The following is a 20477-nucleotide window of genomic DNA, read 5'->3' as shown; positions in this document are numbered from 1 at the left end:
GAGTGCACCCGGATGCCATGAATACGAAGCACCTCTCCGCGGCCCGCCTGGGCGCCCTCACCGTCCTGCTGGCCCTGGCCTGCGGCTCCGCCAGCGCCCAGTCGATCTGGAAGTGGCGCGACCGCGATGGCCGCGTGCAGGTGAGCGACCGGCCGCCGCCCGTGGACGTGCCGGACAAGGACATCCTGCAGCGCCCCGGTGGGGCCCGCCCATCGGCACCGGCGCCCGCCGCGAGCGACAACGCAGCCTCGGCGCCCGCCGGTGTCGACCCTGCCCTGGAGGCCCGCCGCCAGAAGGCCCAGGCCGAGCAGGCCGCCGCCGACAAGGCGCGCCAGGCGGCCGACAAGACCCGCCGCGACCAGCAACGTGCCGAGAACTGCGACCGCGCGCGCCGGCAGCTGGCCGCGCTGGAAAGCGGCCAGCGCGTGGGCCGCATGAACGACAGTGGCGAGCGGGAGATCCTCGACGACACGGGCCGGGCGCAGGAGATCGCCCGCTACCGGCAGATCGCCGACACGGCCTGCCAGCCCGCCCCCTGAGGACGACTCAGCTGCCCGAGGACCTCGCGGCGCGCGGCCGCTGCGCGCGGTAGCGCTGCCGCCTCGCCTCCTTGGGGTCGACCTGCAGGCCGCGGTAGATCTCCACCCGGTCGTCGGCCCGCAGCGGGGTGTCGCCGGGCTTCGGCTTGCCCCACACCCCCACCGGTGCATCGGCGGGCAAGCCGTGGCGCTGCAGCAGACCGCTGGCGCGCACCGCGTCGGCCAGCGTGCTGCCGGCGGGCAGCTGCAGGACCACCTGGTCCACCTCGCGCGGCCCCGGGCTGTAGGCCACGGTGGCCCGCACCGGGCCCGGTGGCCCGCCCGCGTCAACGCTGCCCATAGACCCGCTCCGCACGGGTGACGAAGGAATCGACGAAGGTGTTGGCCACGCGGTCGAAGACGGGGCTCAGCACCGCCTCCAGCGGCCGGCTCGAGAAGGCGTAGCGCAGGTCGAACTCGATGCGGCACGCGCTCGGCGCGTCGTCGGCCGGGCGGCCGATGGGGGCGAACACCCACGAGCCTTCCAGCAGGGAGAACGGGCCGTCGACCAGCTGCACCAGTACCTGGCGGTCGGGCTGGTGGTCGTTGCGGGTGGTGAAGGCATGCCGGACCCCGGCGTAGGCCAGGTGGATGCGGGCCGTCATGCCATTCTCGTGCCGCTCGACCACCTCGCCCCGCTCGCACCACGGCAGGAAATCCGGGTACCGCTCCACGTCGGTGACGAGCTGGTACATCTCGGCGGGCGAGTACCAGAGCAGGACGGACTTCTTCACGTGCTTCATAGAATGCACGGATTCTAGGAGCCTGGGCACGGGGCATGCCGCCACCGTGGCCACCCCATTGCCGCCATTCATGTCCGCCCTCATCGCCGAAAACCGCCGCGCCCGCTTTGAATACCACATCGAGGAGCAGTACGAGGCCGGCATGGTGCTGGAAGGCTGGGAGGTCAAGGCCATCCGCGCCGGCCAGGTGCAGCTCACCGACGGCTACGTGGTGATCAAGCAAGGCGAGCTCTACCTCATCGGCTGCCGCATCAACGCCTTGCGCAGCGCGTCCACCCACGTGCACCCCGAAGCCGACCGCACGAAGAAGCTGCTGATGGCCAAGGACGAGATCCGCCGCCTGATCGGCAAGGTGGAGCAGCGCGGCTTCACGCTGGTGCCGCTGAACCTGCACTACAAGGGCGGCCGCGTGAAATGCGAGATCGCCCTGGCCAAGGGCAAGGCGCAGCACGACAAGCGCGAGACGGAGAAGAAGCGCGATTGGGACCGCGAGAAGGGCCGCCTCATGCGGCACAAGGTGTCGGGCCCGGCGAAGGACTGACGGGCGCGCTCCGGCCGCCTGCCGTCGGCGCGCACAATGCGCGCATGACGCTCGACGACGTGCTGCACCCGCCCACCGACCCCCTCGCCTGCGGCACGCTGCCGGTGAGCCCCTTGCACACGCTGTACTGGGAGACCTGCGGCACGCCAGGTGGCATCCCGGCCGTGTTCGTGCATGGCGGGCCCGGCGCCGGCATCTCGCCGACCAGCCGCCGCTACTTCGACCCCGCGCGCTACCACGTGATGCTGTTCGACCAGCGGGGCGCCGGCCGCTCCACACCGCTGGGCGAGACGCGCGAGAACACCACCGACCTGCTCATTGCCGACATGGAGCGCCTGCGCCAGCAGATGGGCGTGGAGCGCTGGCTGGTGTTCGGCGGTTCCTGGGGATCCACCCTGTCGCTCGCCTACGCCCAGGCGCACCCCGAGCGCTGCCTGGGCCTGGTGCTGCGCGGCATCTGGCTGGTGAGCGAGGAGGAGATCGACTGGTGGCTGTACGGCGTGCGCAACTTCTTCCCGCGTGAGTGGGAGGCCTTCGCGGGCCAGGTGCCACCGGAGGAACGCAGCGACCTGCTCGCCGCCTACCAGCGCCGCCTGACCAGCGACGACCCGGCCGTGTACGCGCCGGCCGCCCGGGCCTGGAGCCGCTACGAGGGCTCCTGCCTGCACCTGCGGCCCAGCGCCACCACGGCGGACGCGTTCACGGCCGACGCGGTGGCCCTGGGCATCGGGCGGCTGGAGGCGCACTACTTCCAGCACCGGGCCTTCCTCCGCCCGGGCCAGCTGCTGGACGGCATGGCACGCATCCGGCACCTGCCCGGCTTCATCGTGCACGGCCGCTACGACGTCATCTGCCCGGTGCGTTACGCCCACGCCCTGGCGGACGCCTGGCCCGGGTCGCAGCTGCGCGTCATCGAGGACGCCGGGCACTCGTCCTACGAGCCCGGCATTGCCGCGGCACTGGTGGACGCCACCGACCGCTTCGCGCGCGACGGCCACTTCGAGGGGCCGCCGGCGCGCTGAGAGGCCGGCGGGCGCGTCAGCCGCGCGCGGCGCTGGCCAGCCGCGCCAGGCCGGCGGCCAGGTCGGCGATCAGGTCGTCCGGGTCTTCCAGGCCGATGCTCAGGCGCACCAGCACGCCCTCGTACGGCGTGCCCAGCTGCCGCAGGCGGGCCGCCTGGTACGGCACGGCCAGGCTCACCGGGCCGCCCCAGCTCCAGCCGATGCGGAAACGCTGCAGGCCGTCGACGAAGGCGTCCACGGCGTCGGCGGCGATGGCCGGGTCGAACTCCAGCGTGAGCAGCCCCGCCGCCGCGCGGCAGGTGGCCTGCCAGTGGGCGTGGCCCGGGGAGCCCGGCATCGCCGGGTGCAGCACCCGCCGAACGAGCGGCGCCTGCGACGCGGCCCACCGGGCCACCCGGCGCCCGGCCGCGTCCTGCGCGGCATAGCGTAGCGGCAGGCTGGGCAACGCCCGCAGCACGAGCTCGACGTCGTTCGCGCCCACGCCCACCCCCAGGCGGCTGTGCGCCAGCGCCAGGCGGCGGTACAGCGCGTCGTCGCGGCAGGCGATGGAGCCCATGAGCACGTCGCCACCGCCCGAGGGGTACTTGGTGAGCGCATGGATGGTCAGGTCCACCCCCTGCCCGTCCAGGCCGGCCAGGTCGAAGGGCGAGAAGGCGAGGCCCGCGCCCCAGGTGTTGTCCAGCGCCACCACGGCCTGCGGCGCCGCCTCGCGCACGATGCGCACGAGCGCAGGCAGATCGGGGAACTCCATCGTCACCGAGCCGGGCGCTTCCAGCCAGACCAGCTTCACGTCGGCGCCCAGCGCCGCGCGCAGGCTGGCCGGGTCGAGGGGGTCGTACAGCCGGTAGGCGATGCCCCAGTGGGCCAGCTCGTGGCGCGCGAACTCCTTGCTCGGGTGGTAGGCGTTGTCGGGCAGCAGCACCGTGTCGCCCGCGGCCAGCAGCGCCATGTCCACGGTGGTCAGCGCCGCCAGGCCGCTGGGCGCCAGCAGCACGTGGCGGGCGCCCTCCAGCGTGGCCAGGCGGGCCTCCAGCGTGAAGGTGGTGGGCGTGCCGTGCAGGCCGTAGGTGTAGGCCTGCTTGTCGAGCCAGTGGTGGTCCCGCAGCGCGGCCACGCTGTCGAAGTAGACGGTGGAGCCCTTGTGCACCGGCACCGCGGGCGAGCCGAAGCCCGCGGGCGGCTGGTAGCCGTGGTGGATCAGCTCGGTGGCGGAAGGAGCACCTGGCCCCGGTCGCTGTTGCCGGGTCTCGCTCATACCGGCTCACCCACCAGGTCGTGCCCCTCGGTGGCCACGATGCGCGCCTTCGCGAACTCGCCCACGCGCAGCACCGTGGACGCCTTGGCGGGCGGCAACAGGCGCACGGTGCCGTCGATCTCCGGCGCATCGGCATACGTGCGCCCCACCCCGCCCTTGCGGCCCAGGGCCGGCGCGCGGTCCACCAGCACTTGCATGGTGGCGCCGATGCGGCGGCGCAGGCGCTGCACCGACACCGCCTCGGCCACGGCCATGAAGCGCGCGCGGCGTTCCTCGCGCACGGCGTCGGGCAGGGCGCCGGGCAGTTCGTTGGCCGCGGCGCCATGCACCGGCGAGTAGGCAAAGCAGCCGGCGCGGTCGATTTGCGCCTCCTGCAGGAAATCCAGCAGGTAGGCGAACTCCTCCTCGGTCTCGCCCGGGAAACCGGCGATGAAGGTGGAGCGGATGACCAGCTCGGGGCAGGCCTGGCGCCAGGCCTGGATGCGCTCCAGGTTGCGCTCGCCGCTGGCCGGGCGCTTCATGCGGCGCAGCACGTCGGGGTGCGCGTGCTGGAACGGTACGTCCAGGTAGGGCAGCACCAGCCCCTGCGCCATGAGCGGAATCACCTCGTCGACATGCGGATAGGGGTACACGTAGTGCAGGCGCACCCAGGCCCCGTGCTGGCGCGCCAGCTCGCCCAGGGCCGCCACCAGGTCCAGCATGCGCGTCTTCACGGGCTTGCCGTCCCAGAAGCCGGTGCGGTACTTCACGTCCACGCCGTAGGCGGAGGTGTCCTGGCTGACCACCAGCAGCTCCTTCACGCCACCTTCGAACAGCGCGCGGGCCTCCTTGAGCACGTCACCCACGGGCCGGCTGACCAGGTCGCCGCGCAGGCTGGGGATGATGCAGAAGGTGCAGCGGTGGTTGCAGCCCTCGCTGATCTTCAGGTAGGCGTAGTGCTTGGGGGTGAGCTTGATGCCGGCCGCGGGCACGAGGTCGACGAAGGGGTCGTGCGGCTTGGGCACGTGGGTGTGCACCGCGTCCATCACCTCCTGCGTCGCATGCGGGCCGGTGACGGCCAGCACCTTCGGGTGCACCTGCTGCACCAGGTTGCCGCCGCCCTCACCCGCCTTGGCACCCAGGCAGCCGGTGACGATGACCTTGCCGTTCTCGGCGAGCGCCTCGCCGATGGCGTCCAGGCTTTCCTTCACCGCGTCGTCGATGAAGCCGCAGGTGTTCACGATCACCAGGTCGGCACCCTGGTAGTTCTTGGCCGTGCGGTAGCCCTCGGCGGACAGCTGGGTGAGGATGAGTTCGGAATCGGTCAGGGCCTTGGGGCAGCCCAGGCTCACGAAACCGATGGTGGGCGCCGGAGGCGTGGCGGTGGCAGCCACCGGGGCGAGGGTGTCGTCGGTCATCCCCCGATTGTCGCAAACGCCCCGGGGCCGGGGCCCGGCTCAGGGCTTGGTCGGCGGCGGCACGAAGCCGGGGAAGCCACCCATGAGGCCGCCGGCCTGCTTGCCCATCTGCTCCTGCATCTGCACGAACAGGTTCTTGGACTGCTCCAGGTAGTTGCCCATCAGGTTCTGCATCACGGGGGCCTGGCCGCTCATGAACTGGGCCCACATCTCGGGGGTGAAGGCCTTGGGGTCGTACAGGCCGCGCGCCTGGTCGGCCAGGCGCGCCTGCATCTCGACGAAGGTCTGCAGGTTCTTCTCCAGGTACGAGCCCATCATGCCCTGCATGGCGTGGCCGTAGACCCGGATGATCTGCGCCAGCATGTTGGCGGTGAAGATGGGCGCGCCGCCGGTTTCCTCCTCCAGGATGATCTGCAGCAGGATGCTGCGCGTGAGGTCATCCCCCGTCTTGGCGTCGCGCACCTCGAAGGCCACGCTGTCCAGCACCATCTGCTTCACGTCCGCCAGCGTGATGTAGGTGCTGGCGCTGGTGTCGTACAGGCGACGGTTGGGGTACTTCTTCAGCACCCGCATGCCGGCGGCGCCCGCGGTGTCGGTGGGGCTGGATGCGTCGGTGGCGGGGCGGCGGGACGTGGGCATGGGGGGCGGGCTTTCGGTGGCGGCGTTGTGCGCTGCGCGGGCACGGCGATTTGTGCACCTGCACAACGATTCTAGAGGCCGGTCCACCGCCTGGCGCCCCGGGCTTGCACTGTCAGGGACAGCCCGACGCCCCGGCGTGCGCCAGGGCGACACACCCTGCGCCAGCGCGGCTTGCGGCGATGGCACATCCGCTTGGGGCAATCCCTCACCTCGCAGCGTCATTTCGCCCCCCACGGCCCCATGACGGGCCTGGCACGGGGTTGGCAATGACAGGGAGCGATCCGTTCCATCCACCCCACACCAGGAGACACCATGGACATGCTCGAACCCGGCCGCTTCGGCTTTGCGGTGCCGTTCAAGAAGCGCTACGGCAACTACATCAACGGCCAGTGGGTCGCCCCCGCCGGCGGCGCCTACTTCGACAACATCACCCCGGTGACCGGGCGCGCCTTCTGCGAGGTGCCGCGCTCCACCGCCGAGGACGTGGAGCGCGCGCTCGACGCCGCGCACGCCGCCAAGGCGGCCTGGGGCCGCACCTCCACCACCGAGCGGGCCCAGGTGCTCAACCGCATCGCCGACCGCATGGAGCAGAACCTGCCGCTGCTGGCCACGGCCGAGACCTGGGACAACGGCAAGCCCTTGCGCGAGACCATGGCCGCGGACCTGCCGCTGGCCATCGACCACTTCCGCTACTTCGCCGCCTGCGTGCGAGCCCAGGAGGGCTCCATCGGCGAGGTGGACCACCAGACCTACGCCTACCACTTCCACGAGCCGCTGGGCGTCGTCGGCCAGATCATTCCCTGGAACTTCCCGCTGCTGATGGCGGCCTGGAAGCTGGCCCCGGCGCTGGCCGCGGGCAACTGCGTGGTGCTCAAGCCGGCCGAGCAGACGCCCGTGTCCATCCTGGTGCTGATGGAGCTCATCGGCGACCTGCTTCCGCCCGGCGTGCTGAACGTGGTGAACGGCTTCGGCCTGGAAGCGGGCAAGCCCCTGGCGAGCAGCCCGCGCATCGCCAAGATCGCCTTCACCGGCGAAACCGGCACCGGCCGGCTCATCATGCAGTACGCGAGCCAGAACCTCATCCCGGTGACGCTGGAGCTGGGCGGCAAGTCGCCCAACATCTTCTTCGCCGACGTGTGCGCCAAGGACGACGGCTTCCTGGACAAGGCGGTCGAGGGCTTCGTGATGTTCGCGCTGAACCAGGGCGAGGTGTGCACCTGCCCGTCGCGTGCGCTGGTGCACGAGTCGATCTACGAGCCCTTCATGGCCCGGGTGCTCGAGCGGGTGGCCGCCATCCGCCAGGGCAACCCGCTGGACCTGGACACCATGATCGGCGCCCAGGCCTCGCGCGAGCAGATGGACAAGATCCTCGGCTACCTGGACATCGGCCGGCAGGAAGGGGCCGAGTGCCTCATCGGCGGCGGCCGCAGCCAGCTGGGCGGCGACCTGGACGGCGGCTACTACGTGCAGCCCACGGTCTTCAAGGGCCACAACAAGATGCGCATCTTCCAGGAGGAGATCTTCGGCCCGGTGGTGTCGGTCACGACCTTCAAGGACGAGGACGAGGCGCTGGCCATCGCCAACGACACGCTCTACGGCCTGGGCGCGGGCGTGTGGAGCCGCGACATGAACACCGCCTTCCGCATGGGCCGCGGCATCCAGGCCGGCCGGGTGTGGACCAACTGCTACCACGCCTACCCCGCGCACGCCGCCTTCGGTGGCTACAAGCAGAGCGGCATCGGGCGCGAAACCCACAAGATGATGCTCGACCACTACCAGCAGACGAAGAACCTGCTGGTGAGCTACGGCGAGGCGCCGCTCGGCTTCTTCTGAACGCCAGGCGCGGCGCGGCGCCGGGGCGGCGTCAGCGCCGCGCAAGCCGGCCGGGCCAATGTGTGCCAACCTGGTACACCAGCCCGGCGCCGAGGGGGGGCTTCCTCTGGAAACCCTGCCCTGTCGGGCGCCCCCACGCCGGCCTAGCATGGGGGCGTCGGCAATGTGCCGGCGCCTACCCGTCGGCCGCCGTGCCGACGCCGCTGCCCGGCCATGATGCCCACCCCGAGCGACCCCGCCACTGCGCCGCCCATCGACAGGCAGCACGCCCAGTCCATCGTGGATTCGCACGAGCGCTGCGCCGCGCTGGGCCTGTCGCGCATCGAGCGGCCCGACCACTCCCCGCTGCGGCGCCCCGATCTGGTGGTGGCGCGTGAACGCAACCTGCGCCTGCACCTGCACGCCGCCCCGGTGATGGAGATGCTGCTGGAGCAGATCATGGCCACCCAGAGCATGGTGGTACTCACCGATGCGCAGGGCACGGTGCTGCATTCGGTGGGCGACGACGGCTTCCTGCAGCGCGCCAGCAAGGTGGCGCTGGCGCCGGGCGCCAACTGGTCCGAGCCGAGCAAGGGCACCAACGCCATCGGCACGGCGCTGGTGGACGAAGCGCCCACCTTCGTGCATGCGGGCGAGCACTACATGCACGCCAACGGCTTCCTCACCTGCTCGGCCGCGCCCATCTTCGACCCGCGCGGCAACATGCTGGGCGTGCTGGACGTGTCGGGCGACCACCGCTCCTACCACCTGCACACCATGGGGCTGGTGAAGATGTCGGCCCGCATGATCGAGAACCACTGGCTGTGCGACGACTTCCGCCACGCCATGCGCCTGCACTTCCACAGCCGGCCCGAGTTCATCGGCACGCTGATGGAAGGCATCGTGGCCGTGGGCCGGGACGGCCGGCTGCTGGGCGCCAACCGCAGTGCGCTGGACCAGCTCGGCCTCAGCGGCGCGGGCGTGCGCATGCAGTCGCTGACCTCGCTGTTCCAGCTCAGCGTGGGCACGGTGGTGGACCATTTCCGCGCCCCGATGGCGGCCCCCCTGCCCTTGCGCCTGCCCGGCGGCCAGCTGCTGCATGGGCGGGCGGTGGTGAACTGGCCGACCTGGCATCGGCTGGGCGCGGCGGCGGGCCACGAGGTGGAGGACGCCCAGGAGGCCGACACCGGCCGGCCCGCCGGCGGCCTGTTCGCGGCCGCCGCGGGCCAGCCCCGTCCGCCCGTGCCGGCACCCGGCGCCACCCAGCCAGGCGGCCTGCGCTACCTGCAGACGGGCGACGCCCGCATGGACGAGGTGGTGGCCAAGGTGCGGCGCGTGATCGACCGCGGCATCTCCATCCTGGTGCTGGGCGAAACCGGCACCGGCAAGGAGTTGCTGGCGCGCGCCATCCACCACGACTCCGAGCGGGCCCGCTACCCCTTCGTGGCGGTGAACTGCGCGTCGATTCCCGAATCGCTCATCGAGGCCGAGCTGTTCGGCCACGAGGAAGGCGCCTTCACCGGGGCCCGGCGCAAGGGCGCGGTGGGCCGCATCGCCCAGGCCCACGGCGGCACCCTCTTCCTGGACGAGATCGGCGACATGCCGCTGGCCCTGCAGGCGCGGCTGCTGCGCGTGCTGCAGGAGCGGCAGGTCACGCCGCTGGGCGCGGCCAAGCCGGTGCCGGTGGACGTGGCCGTGGTCAGCGCCACCCACCGGCCACTGCGCGAGATGATCGCCGCGGGCAGCTTCCGCGAGGACCTGTACTACCGCCTCAACGGCCTGGCCGTGCGCCTGCCGGCGCTGCGCGAGCGCAGCGACCTGCCGGCCATCGTGGCCAAGCTGCTGCGCCAGGAATCCCCCGGCCGGCCGCTGGCGCCGGACGACGAGGTGACCGCGCTGCTCCAGGCCTGCCGCTGGCCCGGCAACATCCGCCAGCTGGCCAACGTGCTGCGCACAGCGGTGGTGATGGCCGGCACCGACACCCGCATCCGCCGCGCCCACCTGTCCGACGACTTCCTCGAGGAGGTGCAGGAAACGCCGGGTGCAGCGGCCGAGGCCGGGCAGTCCCCCACGGCGCCGTCCCCGCCAGCCCCGCCGCCCCCGCCGCCGCCCCCCGGGGCGGCCGGCGACACCCTGCAGGACCTGGAGTTGCGCACCATCCGCGAGGCGGTCGAGGCGGCGCAGGGCAACATCAGCGTCGCCGCACGGCGCCTGGGCATCAGCCGCAACACCATCTACCGCAAGCTGCGCTGGCGCGACGATGGCTCGGCCTGAGCCCGGCCGCGGCATCAGAACCGCTGCTGCCAGCGCACACCGGCCAGCCACGTCCGCCCCGGTCCCGGCTCGAAGAAGCGGCCATTGCCCTCGTTGACGATCACCGAGCCGGCGTAGCGGCGGTCAAAGAGGTTGTCGCTGCGCAGGAACGCCTCCACGCCGCCCCCTCCCACCGGCCAGCGGAAGCCCGCGCTGGCGCTCGCCACGCTGAACGCCGCGGCGTGGTCGGTGTGGCGGTCGTTCACCGGCACACGGCCCACGTGGCGGGCCTCCAGGCTCCATTGCCAGCCGGCCTCGGGCAGGCGCTGCCAGGCCAGGAAGGCCGACAGGGGCGCGACGCCCGGCAGGGCGCGCCCGGCGGGCACGGGCACGTCCGGCTCGGTGCAGGGCGGCGGCCCGCAGGTGAGGAAGCCCTCGGTGTAGCGCGCATCCACCCAGGTCAGCGCCGCCCGCGCCTGCCAGCCGCCCGGCCGGCGGGCGGTCGCTCCCAGCTCCAGGCCATCGCGCCGGGTGCGGCCGGCATTCTGGAAGCTCGCCCGGCCGCCCAGGTTCGTGCGCGTGACGAGTTCGTCGGCCGTCTGCACGGCGAAGGCCGCCACGCTCACCCGCAGCCCAGGGCCCGGCTGCCACTGCAGTCCCGTCTCGGCGTGGCGGCTGCTGGCCGGCCGCAAGGCGGCATTGAGTCCCGCGGAGCCGTCGCTGCGGTAGGCGAGCTCGTTCAGCGTGGGCGTCTCGAAGCCGCGGCCGACGGCGGCGTACCAGCGCAACCCGGGCGTGACGCGGTAGCCGACAGCCAGCGCCGGCAGCGTGGCGGCGAACCGCACGCGCCCACTGTCGTCACCGTTGTCCGCGCGCACGTAGCGGTCCTCGCTGCGCACCTGCACCCGGCTGTGCCGCATGCCGGCGTCCACGCGCCAGCGGTCATCGGGCTGCCAGGTGGCCTGCAGGTAGGGGTCGACGGTCGTGGCGCGGTTGCGTTCGTCGCGGCGCAGGGCGCCGCGCACGCCCAGCGTCTCGCCCACGAAGTTCTCGTGGCCGCGCCGGTCCTCGTCCAGCACGTCCGCGGCCAGGCCCAGCGCCCACGTGAGGCTGCCGCCGGTGGCGCGGCCGTCCCAGGTCCAGCGCAGATCGCTGCCGTGGTAGCGACGGGTCAGGTCGATCACACCGCCCGGGTGCTGCGGGTTCTCCTGCGGCGCCACCGGAATCGCCTGGAACTGCACCGTGCGGCGGTGGCCGGCATACGCCATCACGGACAGGCGCTGCGGGCCGGCGGCCCGGTGCGTCCAGGTCGCACCCGCCTGCGCCTGCTCCACCCACTTGCGGGTGTCGAAGGCCAGCGCGGCCGGGTCCGCACCGCCTGGGTCGGACTCGAACTGCGCCCGCGTCAGGCCCAGCGGGTCCTGCGCCAGCGGCAGGCGAAAGTGCTGGGCCTGGAAGACCACCCGGTCGCCCTGCGGGTCCGCGCCGTCAGGCCGCCACGCCAGGCGGGCCTCGGCGACCGTGCGCTGTGCGGCACTGTGTGTGCGGACACCGTCCGTGCGCATGGCGCTGACGCGCGCGCTCGCGGCCAGCGTGGTGCCGCCGCCCTGCAGCTGCACGTGGCCCGTGTGCAGGCCATGCGTGCCGGCGGTCAGCGACGCGGACATCTCGGGCTCGCCCACCGGGTCGTCACCCTGGACCACGATGACACCGCCGCTGGAATGGCCGTACAGCGCCGAGAACGGCCCGCGCAGCACCTCCACGCTGCGCGCCGCGCCGATGTCCACATGGGACAGCTGGCCCTGACCGTCCGGCATGGTGGCAGGAATGCCGTCGACGATCAGGCGCACGCCGCGCAGCCCGAAGCTGGCCCGCGCGCCGAAGCCACGCACCGACAGTTGCACGTCCTGCGCGAAGTTCTGGCGGTCGCGCGCCTGCACCCCGGCCACGCCGGCCAGGGCCTCCGACAGGCTCACCTGCGGCCGGTGCCCGTGCAGCTCGTCGGCCTCGAGCCGGTCCACCGACAGGGGCAGCGTGAACGCGTCCTCACGCAGCCGCGTGCCCACCACCACGACGGTGGAGGTGTTCGCCGGGTCGGCCAGAGGGATGTCGGGCGGGGGCGCAGCGTGCATGTCGCGGACCGGCAGTATGGGGCCGCGCCTGTCGGCAAGCCGCGTGCGCGCCCGGCCGACGCGCCGGCCCGTCAGCGACCCGGCAACGGGCGCGACACCAGTTCGGCGTCCAGGACGCCGGGGCCCTGGGGGTGGCTGGCAGGGCGCTCCACGTGGCGCTTCACCGTCTCGATGCCCGCCTGCGGCGCCACCCAGCGGGTCTCGGTCTCACCGAGCTGGTTGACCCAGTGGATGCGGAAGGCCTCGAAGCGGCCCGCCGGCACGACGATCTCCTCCCAGGCCTGCACCTCCCAGTCCATGCGCAGCGGCATGGTGCGCCCCGTGGCGTGCAGCGTCATGGTGTGCTCGGAGGTCCAGCGCTGGCCCACCTGCAGCGGCCAGCGGTAGTCGAGCGGCGGCGCGTAGCTCACCACGGGCTGCCCGGCCGTGTCCAGCCAGGCCATCATGGCCAGCGAACCCGGGTCGTGCAGCGAGGTGCCCAGTCCCTGGGCCGTCGCGGCCACCACCTCCCTGCCCTGCCAGGTGGCCTGGCCCAGCGTCCACACGACCGGGCCGTCATAGGCGCCGAGGCTGCCGCTGCTGCGACGCTGGTAGGTGCTGACGGTGCCGGCCGGCGTGGCAGCCATGCGCTCGGCGGTCGGTGCGGCCGCCGGTGCAGCGGCGGGTGCGGCCCATGCCGGGGGTGCGCCGGTGGCGGCCGCCGCGGCGAGCGCGGCGGCGCCCAGCGCGGGCGAACCGCTGGACGACAGGGGGAGCGAAAGGCGAAGCGGGGGTGGGCATGGGACGTCTCCTCGTCCGACAGTGGACGATTTCACTGTCGGCGCGCCGCCTGCGTGCGTCTTGACGCGACGCAAGCCCGGATGCGGCCCGTCGCCGTGCGGCGCGCCGGCTCCCTAGCTCATGGGATCCGCCAGTGCCCAGAAACGACAAGGCCCGCAGGTCGCGTACACCGTGTGTGCACAACCTGCGGGCCGGATCTGGTAGGCGCGATTGGATTCGAACCAACGACCCCCACCATGTCAAGGTGGTGCTCTAACCAACTGAGCTACGCGCCTGCGAAGCCTTGCACTATAGCATGGCGGCGAGCGCCCCGTCTACTTGCGCCGCACATGGCGCACGCCTGCCACGCGGGCCACCTCCGCGAGCACCTGCTTCAGGCGCGAGGCGTCGGCCACTTCCACGGTGAAGGTCATCCAGGCCGTCTTGCCTTCCGCGTCGCGCACCGACTGGGTATGCACGCCGGTGACGTTCATCTTCTCCTTGGCGAACACCTCGGAGATGTCGCGCAGCAGGCCCTGGCGGTCGCTCGCCTCAATGGCGACATCGACCGGGTACGCCGCGTCACGGCCCTGTGGCGGCGCGCCCCAGGCCACGGCGATGACCCGTTCGGGCATGCGTTCGGCCATGTGGCGGAAGTTGGTGCAGTCCAGCCGGTGGATGGCCACGCCTTTGCCGCGCGTCACGAAGCCGCCGATGGGATCCGGTGGCGCCGGCCGGCAGCAGCGGGCCAGGTTGGTGAGCAGCGATTCCACCCCCACCACCAGCACGCCGCCGCGGGTGCCGCCGGGCTCGGCGCGGGGACGGCGCAGCAAGGGCAGCTCGTCGGCGGCTGCGGCCGGCTCGGGAGGGCGCAGCAGCTGCTCGATGTTGCGCAGCGAGTACTCGTCCTTGCCCACCACCTCGAACAGCGCCGCCGCGTCGCGAAAGCCGAGCTGGCTGGCCAGGTCGTCGAGCTTGAGCGCCGTGCGCCCCTCCCGCTGCAGCAGCTTTTCCACCAGTTCGCGGCCGCGGGCCACCGTCTCGCGCTGGGCCAGGGCGTTGAACCAGGCGCGCACCTTGGCGCGCGCGCGCGGGCTGCGCAGGTAGCCCAGCTCGGCGTTCAGCCAGTCCAGCGAGGGCCCGCCCTCCTTGGTGGTGATGATGTCCACCGTCTGCCCGCTGGCCAGGGGGGTGTTCAGCGGCACCATGGCCCCATCCACCTTGGCCCCGCGGCAGCGGTGGCCGAGGTCGGTGTGCACGGCGTAGGCGAAGTCCACCGGCGTGGCACCGGCGGTCAGCTCGATCACCGTGGCCTGCGGGGTGAACACGTAGATGCGGTCGTCGAAGGCAGCGCCCTCGCCTGCCCCCGTCGCCGCGCCGGCCTGCACCGCGGTGGGCGCCTGGCCGCGGGCGCTGAAATCGCGCTCCCAGGCCAGCAGCTGGCGCAGCACGGCCTTGCGCGCCTCGGCGACGCGTTCCTCGTAGTCGCCCGCGGCGGTCACGCCGGCATAGCCCTTGGTGCCGGCCTCCTTGTACGCCCAGTGCGCGGCCACGCCGTATTCGGCATGCTCGTGCATCGCCTGCGTGCGGATCTGCACCTCGATCGGCCGGCCGTCGTCGCCGCGCACCACCGTGTGCAGCGATCGGTAGCCGTTGGGCTTGGGCCGGGCGATGTAGTCGTCGAACTCGCCGCTCAGCGGGGGGAAGCGCTCGTGCACCCGGCTGAGCGCCGCATAACAGGCCGGCACGTCGGCCACGATCACGCGCAGGGCACGCACGTCCAGCACGTGGTCGAAGTCGAGCTGCTTGCCCTGCATCTTCTTCCAGATGCTGTAGATGTGCTTGGGCCGCCCGTAGACGAGCGCGCCGATGCCCTGCCCGTTCAGCGTGGCCGACACCTGCTGGCGCACCGTCTCCACGCCGGCCTCGCGCTCCACGCGCTTTTCCGCCAGCAGGCGGGCGATGCGCCGGTACTCGTCCGGCTGCAGGAAGCGGAAGGCCAGGTCCTCCAGCTCCCACTTCACCTGCCAGATGCCCAGCCGGTTGGCGAGCGGCGCGAACACCTGCTGCGTCTCGGCCGCCAGCGCGGCCGGGCAGGCGCGCTTGCTGGCCGCGTACCAGCGCAGCGTCTGCAGCCGCGAGGCCAGGCGCAGCAGCACCACGCGCAGATCGCGCGAGAACGCCAGCAGCATCTTGCGCACGCGCTCGGTCTGCCGGGCCTGGAACTCCTGCTCCACCTGCGCCTCGCGCGCGGCGCGCTGCACCTGGACCAGCTTGCGGGTCAAGGCCACCAGGCTGGCGTAGGACTCGCCGAAGGCCTGCGCCACCACCTCCTCGGGGCGCTGCAGGAAGTCGCCCGCGTACACCAGGTAGGCGGCGGCCTGCAGCCCGGGCGCCCCACCGATGGCCGCCAGCACCGCGGCCACACCCTCCGCGTGGTCGAAGGCGTCCTCGCCGGTGTCCAGGGCGCGCCCGCGCAGCAGGGGCTCGGCAAAGGCGCGAGCGCGCTGCAGCGCCAGGGCACCGGCGTCCTGCGGCGAGGCGGCCGCCTGACCGGCCGCCGGCGGCGGCGGTGCGTTCAGCTCGTCGGCCAGCGCCACGATGGGCGCGGAGGGCTCGTCGTGCCCGAGCGGCGTGCTCTTCATGGCGACAGCAGGAACTGCCGCACCACCGCCACCTGGTCCGGCTGCACCAGGGTGGGGGCATGGCCCACGCCGGCGAACTCGTGCAGGCGCGCCCGCGGCCCACGCCGCGTCATCTCCTCGGCCGTGGCGCGGCTGAGCAGGTCGGACTCGGCCCCGCGCAGCAGCAGCGTGGGGCAGGCGATCGCGTCGTACGCCTGCCACAGCATCGCCTCGCCCGCGGCCGCCACCTCGGCCGTGACAGCGCGGAAGGGAATGGCGATGGCCGGGTCGTAGTGCGGCTTCCAGCCCTGGCCGTCGGGCCGCAGCTGCGGCCGGCTGAGCGCCAGCCACTGCTCCCGCGTGTGCGGGCCGAAGCTGCGGGAGATGGCCCACAGCGCGTCGGCGGCGTCCTCCACCGTCGCCCAGCGCAGCGGCGCGCCCAGGTACTGGCCGATGCGCTCGAGCGAGCCGTACTCGATGCGCGGCCCCACGTCGTTGAGCACCAGCCGGCGGATGGGCGAGCCGGCCACGGCCGCGAGCGACATGCCGATGAGGCCGCCCATGGAGGTGCCGACCCAGTGCACCTCCTGCGCGTCCAGGCGGGCCAGCAGCGTCACCATGTCGGCCACGTACTGCGGGATCACATAGCCGGCCGGGTCGGCCAGCCAGTCCGAGCGGCCGCGGCCCACCACGTCAGGGCACACCACCCGGTACTCGCCTTGCATGGCTTGCGCGAGCGTGTCGAAATCGCGCCCCTGGCGGGCGAGCCCGTGAGCACACACCAGCACGCGCGGATTGGCCGGGTCACCCCATTCGGCCCAGGCCATGCGGTGCAGGCCCCGCGCGTCGAGGCAAGGGACGCTGTGCAGGCGGGGCTGGGCCGTGGCGTTCATGTTCTAGCAAGCTGGGCGTTTGGATAATCGACTGTAGCAACCCACCGGAGAACCCTCATGCTCAACGGAAAGACCGCCCTGGTCACCGGCTCCACCAGCGGCATCGGTCTGGGCATCGCCCAGGCACTCGCCGCCCAGGGCGCCCACGTCATGCTCAACGGCTTCGGCGATGCCCAGGCGGCGCAGGACGCGGTGGCCGCCGTGGCCACCGGCGGGGCCCGTGTGGCCTACCACGGCGCGGACATGTCGCGGCCGGCGGAGATCGAGGCCATGGTGCGCGCCTGCGAGGCGGAGTTCGGCGCGGTGGACATCCTGGTGAACAACGCCGGCATCCAGCACGTGGCGCCGGTGGAGGATTTCCCGGCCGAGCGCTGGGACGCCATCATCGCCATCAACCTCAGTTCGGTGTTCCACGCCACGCGTGCCGCCCTGCCGGGCATGAAGGCGCGCGGCTTCGGCCGCATCCTCAACGTGGCCTCGGTGCACGGCCTGGTGGCCTCGGCGCAGAAGTCGGCCTACGTGGCGGCCAAGCATGGCGTGATCGGCTTCACCAAGGCGGTGGCCCTGGAGACCGCCACCACGCCCGTGACGGTGAATGCCATCTGCCCGGGCTGGGTGCTGACGCCGCTGGTGCAGAAGCAGGTGGATGCGCGCGCCGCGCAGGCGGGCGTGAGCCAGGAGGAGGCCAAGCGCCAGCTGCTGGCCGAGAAGCAGCCCTCGCTGCAGTTCACGACCCCCGAGGAGCTGGCCGGCCTGGCGGTGTTCCTGTGCTCGCCCGCCGCCGCCAACCTGCGGGGCGCCGCCATCAACGTGGACGGCGGCTGGGTGGCGCAGTGAAGCCCGTGCAGGGCCTTACTTCATCTGCACGCTGCCGCTCACGCTGACGCTCACGGTGCCCTTGCCCGCCTCCACCGGCAGGGCCTTGGCCGATTCGGCCATGGCCGCCGCGGCGTACATGCGAGGGCGCGGCGGCTCGCCGTGCTCCTGGGTCTGCACGTTGACCTCCCGCACCACATAACCCGCGTAGCCGAAGTCCTTGGCCAGGTCGGCCGCGCGCGCGCGAAAGCGCGCCACGGCCTGCGACGACAGCTCGTCGGCCACCTTCTGCCGCGCCTCCCGCGAGATGCTGTAGTCCACCCCGGCGATCGTCATCGTGCTGATGCGGCCGCTGAGCTGGGCGATGGACGGCATGTCGCGGCCCTGGATCAGCAGCTGCGTGCTGCCGTCCCAGCCCAGCAGCTGTCCCTTCTGGCCGTAGCGCGGCTCGATCGAAAAGCTCCCGGTCTGCAGTTCCACCTGGCCTGGGCGCGCCTCCTTGCGCGCCTCGCCCAGTGCCGCGTCCACCGCCTGCTTCAGCTGCGTCTGCACCACCCGGGCGTCGGTGCCCTGGCGCGTCACCGACAGGGTCACGGTCATCCAGTCCTGCGGCACCTCGGCCGTCGCGCTGGCGCTGAGGTTGAGCACGCCCTGCAGGGGCGGCTCGGCCTGGGCGTGGGCAGTGGAGACCGCCAGGGCGAGTGCGGCGGCCGTGAGCGCCAGCGGACGGGTGCGGAGGGACGATGCAGGGGTCATGGAATGTCCAGGTGAGGGAAGGAACCGTCTCAACGCCAGGGGTTATGCCAGCGGCCGACCACCAAGAAGAGCGCGGAGGGCAACATATGTAACAGAGGGTCAGGTCGCCCGGAAACCCCTCACCCGGCTTGCACAATGCCTCTGTTACAAATCAGGAGGCCGCCCATGAGCACCCCCGCCAACGCCCGCCCGGACCGCATCGTCGTCGTCGACGACGACGCCCGCATCCGCGACCTGCTGAGGCGCTACCTCACCCAGGAAGGCTTCGAAGTCCTGCTGGCCGAGGACGCCAAGGCCCTGAACCGGCTGCAGACCCGCGAGACGATCGACCTGATCGTGCTGGACCTCATGCTGCCGGGCGAGGACGGCCTGTCCATCTGTCGGCGCTTGCGTGCCGCGAACGACCAGACGCCCATCATCATGCTCACCGCCAAGGTGGAGGACGTCGACCGCATCGTCGGCCTGGAGGTGGGCGCGGACGACTACCTGCCCAAGCCGTTCAACCCCCGGGAACTGCTCGCCCGCATCCACGCCGTGCTGCGCCGCCGCCCCGCACCGGAGGCGCCCGGCGCCCCCGCCAAGGACCCGCAGGTGGTCACCTTCGGCCCCTTCGAGTTCGACCTTTCGCTGCGCCGGCTCACGAAGGACGGCGAGCAGATCACGCTGACCACCGGCGAGTTCTCCATGCTCAAGGCCCTGGTGCGCCACCCGCGCCAGCCCCTGTCGCGCGACAAGCTGGCGCAGCTGGCACGCGGCCGCGAGTTCGAGCCCTTCGACCGCAGCCTGGACGTGCAGATCTCCCGCCTGCGCAAGATGATCGAGCCCGATCCGTCCAACCCGCGCTACATCCAGACCGTGTGGGGCGTGGGCTACGTGTTCGTGCCCGGCGACGCCCCGTAGCCTGCCGTGCGTGCGTCTGAATGAGCCTGAAGCGGCCGCCCTTTGCGCTGAACCTCTTCTGGCGCACCTTCTTCCTGCTGGGCATCCTGCTGGCCGGCGGCGTCTTCGCCTGGGTGCAGACGCTGCGCCAGCTCGAGTTCGAGCCCCGCGCGGTGCAGGCGGCCCACCAGGTGGCCAGCCTGGTGAACCTCTCGCGCGCCGCGCTGCAGTTCTCCGACGGCATCAACCGCATCGCCGTGGTCAAGACCATGAGCGACCAGGAGGCCGTGCGGCTCACCCCGCGTGAGCCGGGAGACCGCTGGGAACCCTTCGAGACCGACCGCTTCACCCGGCTCGTGGCCAGCGAACTGCGCAGCCGTCTGGGCGAGGGCACCATCGTCGCGCGCACCGTCAACGGCGTGCCGGCCCTGTGGGTGGGCTTCAACATCGAGCGCGACCCCTACTGGATGCAGACGGATGCGGCCCGCCTGCAACTGCTGGCCGCCGAGACGTGGTTCATCTGGGTCGGCATCGCACTCGTCGCCACCGTGCTGGGCTCGGTGGGCATCGCCCGGCTGATCAACCGGCCGCTGCAGGACCTGTCCTTCGCCGCCAGCCGGATCCGCGAGGGCGAGTTCGATTCCCGGCTCGACGAATCCACGCTCACCAGCGAGATCCGCGCCGTGAACATCGGCTTCAACCGCATGGCACGCGAGCTCGCCAAGGTGGAAGAGCAGCGCGCGGTGATGCTGGCTGGCATCTCGCACGACCTGCGCACGCCGCTCGCCCGGCTGCGGCTGGAGGCCGAGATCAGCGTGGCCGACGAGGAGGCGCGCCGCAACATGGCCGCCGACATCGACCAGCTCGACGCCATCATTGACAAGTTCATGGACTATGCGCGGCCGGAGGATTCGCGCACCGTGCCGGTGGACCTGAGCCAGGTCATCGTGCGCGAGGCGGCGGCCTTCCGCGACACCTCGCAGATCCGCATCTCGCTGAAACTGGCGCCCGGCCTGATGGTGCAGGGCGACGACACCGAGCTGGGCCGCATCTTCGCCAACCTGTTCGAGAACGCGCGCCGCTACGGTCGCACCATCGACACCGGCATCGCCCAGGTGAAGGTGACGCACGTGCAGGTGGGCGACTCGGTCATCGTCACCGTGCGCGACCACGGCCAGGGGGTGCCGCCGGAGAAGCTGGAGCACCTCACCACGCCCTTCTTCCGGGGCGACGCGGCCCGCACCGCCGCCACCGGCGCGGGGCTCGGCCTGGCCATCGTGAAGAAATCGCTGCAGCGCATGGACGGCAACCTGGAGCTGGCCAACGCCCGCGACGGCGGGCTGGTGGCCCACATCCGGCTCAAGCGCGCCTGAGAGCG

18 protein-coding genes and 1 tRNA gene are annotated in these 20477 nt (G+C 72.3%); 8 read left to right on the top strand and 11 right to left on the bottom strand.

Annotated features, from left to right (window positions below; translation table 11 throughout):
• Positions 1-17: 17 nt before the first annotated feature.
• Positions 18-539, top strand: coding sequence for a DUF4124 domain-containing protein (locus tag ACE3UN_RS03960; RefSeq protein ID WP_374673612.1), 522 nt, complete (start codon positions 18-20; stop codon positions 537-539).
• 7 nt (positions 540-546) lie between these two features.
• On the opposite strand, the gene ACE3UN_RS03955 is transcribed toward ACE3UN_RS03960, so the two are convergent.
• Both ACE3UN_RS03955 and ACE3UN_RS03950 read right to left on the bottom strand, forming a co-directional pair.
• Positions 547-879, bottom strand: a complete 333-nt coding sequence (locus tag ACE3UN_RS03955; RefSeq protein WP_374673611.1) for an RnfH family protein — start codon at positions 877-879, stop codon at positions 547-549.
• Positions 866-1321, bottom strand: a complete 456-nt coding sequence (locus ACE3UN_RS03950; protein ID WP_374673610.1) for a type II toxin-antitoxin system RatA family toxin — start codon at positions 1319-1321, stop codon at positions 866-868. Before ACE3UN_RS03950 ends, ACE3UN_RS03955 begins: the two co-directional genes overlap by 14 nt.
• Positions 1322-1391: 70 nt before the next feature.
• Between ACE3UN_RS03950 and smpB the strand changes: the two genes are divergently transcribed.
• Both smpB and pip read left to right on the top strand, forming a co-directional pair.
• Entirely contained in the window at positions 1392-1862 is a 471-nt protein-coding gene (gene smpB, locus ACE3UN_RS03945; protein WP_374673609.1) for an SsrA-binding protein SmpB, read from the top strand.
• A gap of 44 nt (positions 1863-1906) precedes the next feature.
• Entirely contained in the window at positions 1907-2884 is a 978-nt protein-coding gene (pip, locus tag ACE3UN_RS03940) for a prolyl aminopeptidase (protein ID WP_374673608.1), read from the top strand.
• A gap of 16 nt (positions 2885-2900) precedes the next feature.
• Here pip and ACE3UN_RS03935 read toward each other — a convergent pair whose 3' ends face one another.
• Genes ACE3UN_RS03935 through phaR form a run of 3 tightly spaced genes read right to left on the bottom strand, consistent with a single transcriptional unit; the run spans position 2901 to position 6175 of the window.
• Positions 2901-4139 carry a PLP-dependent aspartate aminotransferase family protein gene (locus ACE3UN_RS03935; RefSeq protein WP_374673607.1) on the bottom strand — a complete coding sequence of 413 codons (1239 nt, stop codon included), beginning with the start codon at positions 4137-4139 and terminating at the stop codon, positions 2901-2903.
• The gene (gene rimO, locus ACE3UN_RS03930) at positions 4136-5536 is read right to left on the bottom strand and encodes a 30S ribosomal protein S12 methylthiotransferase RimO (protein ID WP_374673606.1); all 1401 of its coding nucleotides are present in this window, start codon (positions 5534-5536) and stop codon (positions 4136-4138) included. The genes ACE3UN_RS03935 and rimO overlap by 4 nt, the downstream gene beginning before the upstream one ends.
• Positions 5537-5575: 39 nt before the next feature.
• Entirely contained in the window at positions 5576-6175 is a 600-nt protein-coding gene (gene phaR, locus ACE3UN_RS03925; protein ID WP_374673605.1) for a polyhydroxyalkanoate synthesis repressor PhaR, read from the bottom strand.
• A 312-nt stretch (positions 6176-6487) separates the two neighbouring features.
• On the opposite strand from phaR, the gene adh reads away from it, so the two are divergent.
• Together adh and ACE3UN_RS03915 are read left to right on the top strand one after the other, a co-directional pair.
• Positions 6488-8008, top strand: a complete 1521-nt coding sequence (gene adh, locus ACE3UN_RS03920; RefSeq protein ID WP_374673604.1) for an aldehyde dehydrogenase — start codon at positions 6488-6490, stop codon at positions 8006-8008.
• Positions 8009-8221: 213 nt separating this feature from the next.
• Positions 8222-10261: a sigma-54-dependent Fis family transcriptional regulator gene (locus tag ACE3UN_RS03915; RefSeq protein ID WP_374673603.1), complete on the top strand. Its 2040-nt coding sequence runs from the start codon at positions 8222-8224 to the stop codon at positions 10259-10261.
• A 14-nt stretch (positions 10262-10275) separates the two neighbouring features.
• Here the strand turns inward: ACE3UN_RS03915 and ACE3UN_RS03910 are convergent, their stop codons facing one another.
• The 5 genes from ACE3UN_RS03910 to ACE3UN_RS03890 form a co-directional block, all read right to left on the bottom strand.
• Positions 10276-12372, bottom strand: coding sequence for a TonB-dependent receptor family protein (locus ACE3UN_RS03910; protein WP_374673602.1), 2097 nt, complete (start codon positions 12370-12372; stop codon positions 10276-10278).
• Between the two features lie 71 nt (positions 12373-12443).
• The gene (locus ACE3UN_RS03905) at positions 12444-12998 is read right to left on the bottom strand and encodes a hypothetical protein (RefSeq protein WP_374673601.1); all 555 of its coding nucleotides are present in this window, start codon (positions 12996-12998) and stop codon (positions 12444-12446) included.
• A gap of 352 nt (positions 12999-13350) precedes the next feature.
• Positions 13351-13427, bottom strand: a tRNA-Val gene (locus tag ACE3UN_RS03900).
• A 39-nt stretch (positions 13428-13466) separates the two neighbouring features.
• Positions 13467-15776, bottom strand: a complete 2310-nt coding sequence (locus ACE3UN_RS03895; RefSeq protein WP_374673600.1) for a bifunctional (p)ppGpp synthetase/guanosine-3',5'-bis(diphosphate) 3'-pyrophosphohydrolase — start codon at positions 15774-15776, stop codon at positions 13467-13469.
• Positions 15773-16648, bottom strand: a complete 876-nt coding sequence (locus ACE3UN_RS03890; protein ID WP_374673599.1) for an alpha/beta fold hydrolase — start codon at positions 16646-16648, stop codon at positions 15773-15775. The genes ACE3UN_RS03895 and ACE3UN_RS03890 overlap by 4 nt, the downstream gene beginning before the upstream one ends.
• 57 nt (positions 16649-16705) lie before the next feature.
• On the opposite strand from ACE3UN_RS03890, the gene ACE3UN_RS03885 reads away from it, so the two are divergent.
• Positions 16706-17485: a 3-hydroxybutyrate dehydrogenase gene (locus ACE3UN_RS03885; protein ID WP_374673598.1), complete on the top strand. Its 780-nt coding sequence runs from the start codon at positions 16706-16708 to the stop codon at positions 17483-17485.
• Positions 17486-17500: 15 nt separating this feature from the next.
• Here the strand turns inward: ACE3UN_RS03885 and ACE3UN_RS03880 are convergent, their stop codons facing one another.
• Complete coding sequence (locus ACE3UN_RS03880; RefSeq protein WP_374673597.1) at positions 17501-18220, bottom strand: SIMPL domain-containing protein; 720 nt, start codon at positions 18218-18220, stop codon at positions 17501-17503.
• Positions 18221-18385: 165 nt separating this feature from the next.
• Here ACE3UN_RS03880 and ompR point away from each other — a divergent pair, with 165 nt between their 5' ends.
• A complete protein-coding gene (ompR, locus tag ACE3UN_RS03875) occupies positions 18386-19120 on the top strand; it encodes a two-component system response regulator OmpR (RefSeq protein WP_374673596.1) in 735 nt (244 codons plus the stop codon).
• A gap of 20 nt (positions 19121-19140) precedes the next feature.
• Entirely contained in the window at positions 19141-20472 is a 1332-nt protein-coding gene (locus tag ACE3UN_RS03870) for an ATP-binding protein (protein ID WP_374673595.1), read from the top strand.
• Positions 20473-20477: the final 5 nt, after the last annotated feature.

The organism is Ideonella sp., from assembly GCF_041918995.1.
Classification (GTDB): domain Bacteria; phylum Pseudomonadota; class Gammaproteobacteria; order Burkholderiales; family Burkholderiaceae_C; genus Ideonella.
The sequence above is the reverse complement of the archived record's forward strand: the minus strand, read 5'-3'. Positions and strand labels throughout refer to the sequence as shown.

Bases quoted from the DNA above. Each gene is read 5' to 3' on its own strand.
- ACE3UN_RS03870 (WP_374673595.1), top strand. From the start codon at position 19,141: ATGAGCCTGAAGCGGCCGCCCTTTGCGCTGAACCTCTTCTGGCGCACC.
- pip (WP_374673608.1), top strand. From the start codon at position 1,907: ATGACGCTCGACGACGTGCTGCACCCGCCCACCGACCCCCTCGCCTGC.
- ACE3UN_RS03895 (WP_374673600.1), bottom strand. From the start codon at position 15,776: ATGAAGAGCACGCCGCTCGGGCACGACGAGCCCTCCGCGCCCATCGTG.
- ACE3UN_RS03915 (WP_374673603.1), top strand. From the start codon at position 8,222: ATGATGCCCACCCCGAGCGACCCCGCCACTGCGCCGCCCATCGACAGG.
- ACE3UN_RS03955 (WP_374673611.1), bottom strand. From the start codon at position 879: ATGGGCAGCGTTGACGCGGGCGGGCCACCGGGCCCGGTGCGGGCCACC.
- ACE3UN_RS03890 (WP_374673599.1), bottom strand. From the start codon at position 16,648: ATGAACGCCACGGCCCAGCCCCGCCTGCACAGCGTCCCTTGCCTCGAC.
- ACE3UN_RS03910 (WP_374673602.1), bottom strand. From the start codon at position 12,372: ATGCACGCTGCGCCCCCGCCCGACATCCCTCTGGCCGACCCGGCGAAC.
- ACE3UN_RS03950 (WP_374673610.1), bottom strand. From the start codon at position 1,321: ATGAAGCACGTGAAGAAGTCCGTCCTGCTCTGGTACTCGCCCGCCGAG.
- ompR (WP_374673596.1), top strand. From the start codon at position 18,386: ATGAGCACCCCCGCCAACGCCCGCCCGGACCGCATCGTCGTCGTCGAC.
- adh (WP_374673604.1), top strand. From the start codon at position 6,488: ATGGACATGCTCGAACCCGGCCGCTTCGGCTTTGCGGTGCCGTTCAAG.
- phaR (WP_374673605.1), bottom strand. From the start codon at position 6,175: ATGCCCACGTCCCGCCGCCCCGCCACCGACGCATCCAGCCCCACCGAC.
- ACE3UN_RS03935 (WP_374673607.1), bottom strand. From the start codon at position 4,139: ATGAGCGAGACCCGGCAACAGCGACCGGGGCCAGGTGCTCCTTCCGCC.
- ACE3UN_RS03885 (WP_374673598.1), top strand. From the start codon at position 16,706: ATGCTCAACGGAAAGACCGCCCTGGTCACCGGCTCCACCAGCGGCATC.
- ACE3UN_RS03905 (WP_374673601.1), bottom strand. From the start codon at position 12,998: ATGGCTGCCACGCCGGCCGGCACCGTCAGCACCTACCAGCGTCGCAGC.
- ACE3UN_RS03880 (WP_374673597.1), bottom strand. From the start codon at position 18,220: ATGACCCCTGCATCGTCCCTCCGCACCCGTCCGCTGGCGCTCACGGCC.
- smpB (WP_374673609.1), top strand. From the start codon at position 1,392: ATGTCCGCCCTCATCGCCGAAAACCGCCGCGCCCGCTTTGAATACCAC.
- ACE3UN_RS03960 (WP_374673612.1), top strand. From the start codon at position 18: ATGAATACGAAGCACCTCTCCGCGGCCCGCCTGGGCGCCCTCACCGTC.
- rimO (WP_374673606.1), bottom strand. From the start codon at position 5,536: ATGACCGACGACACCCTCGCCCCGGTGGCTGCCACCGCCACGCCTCCG.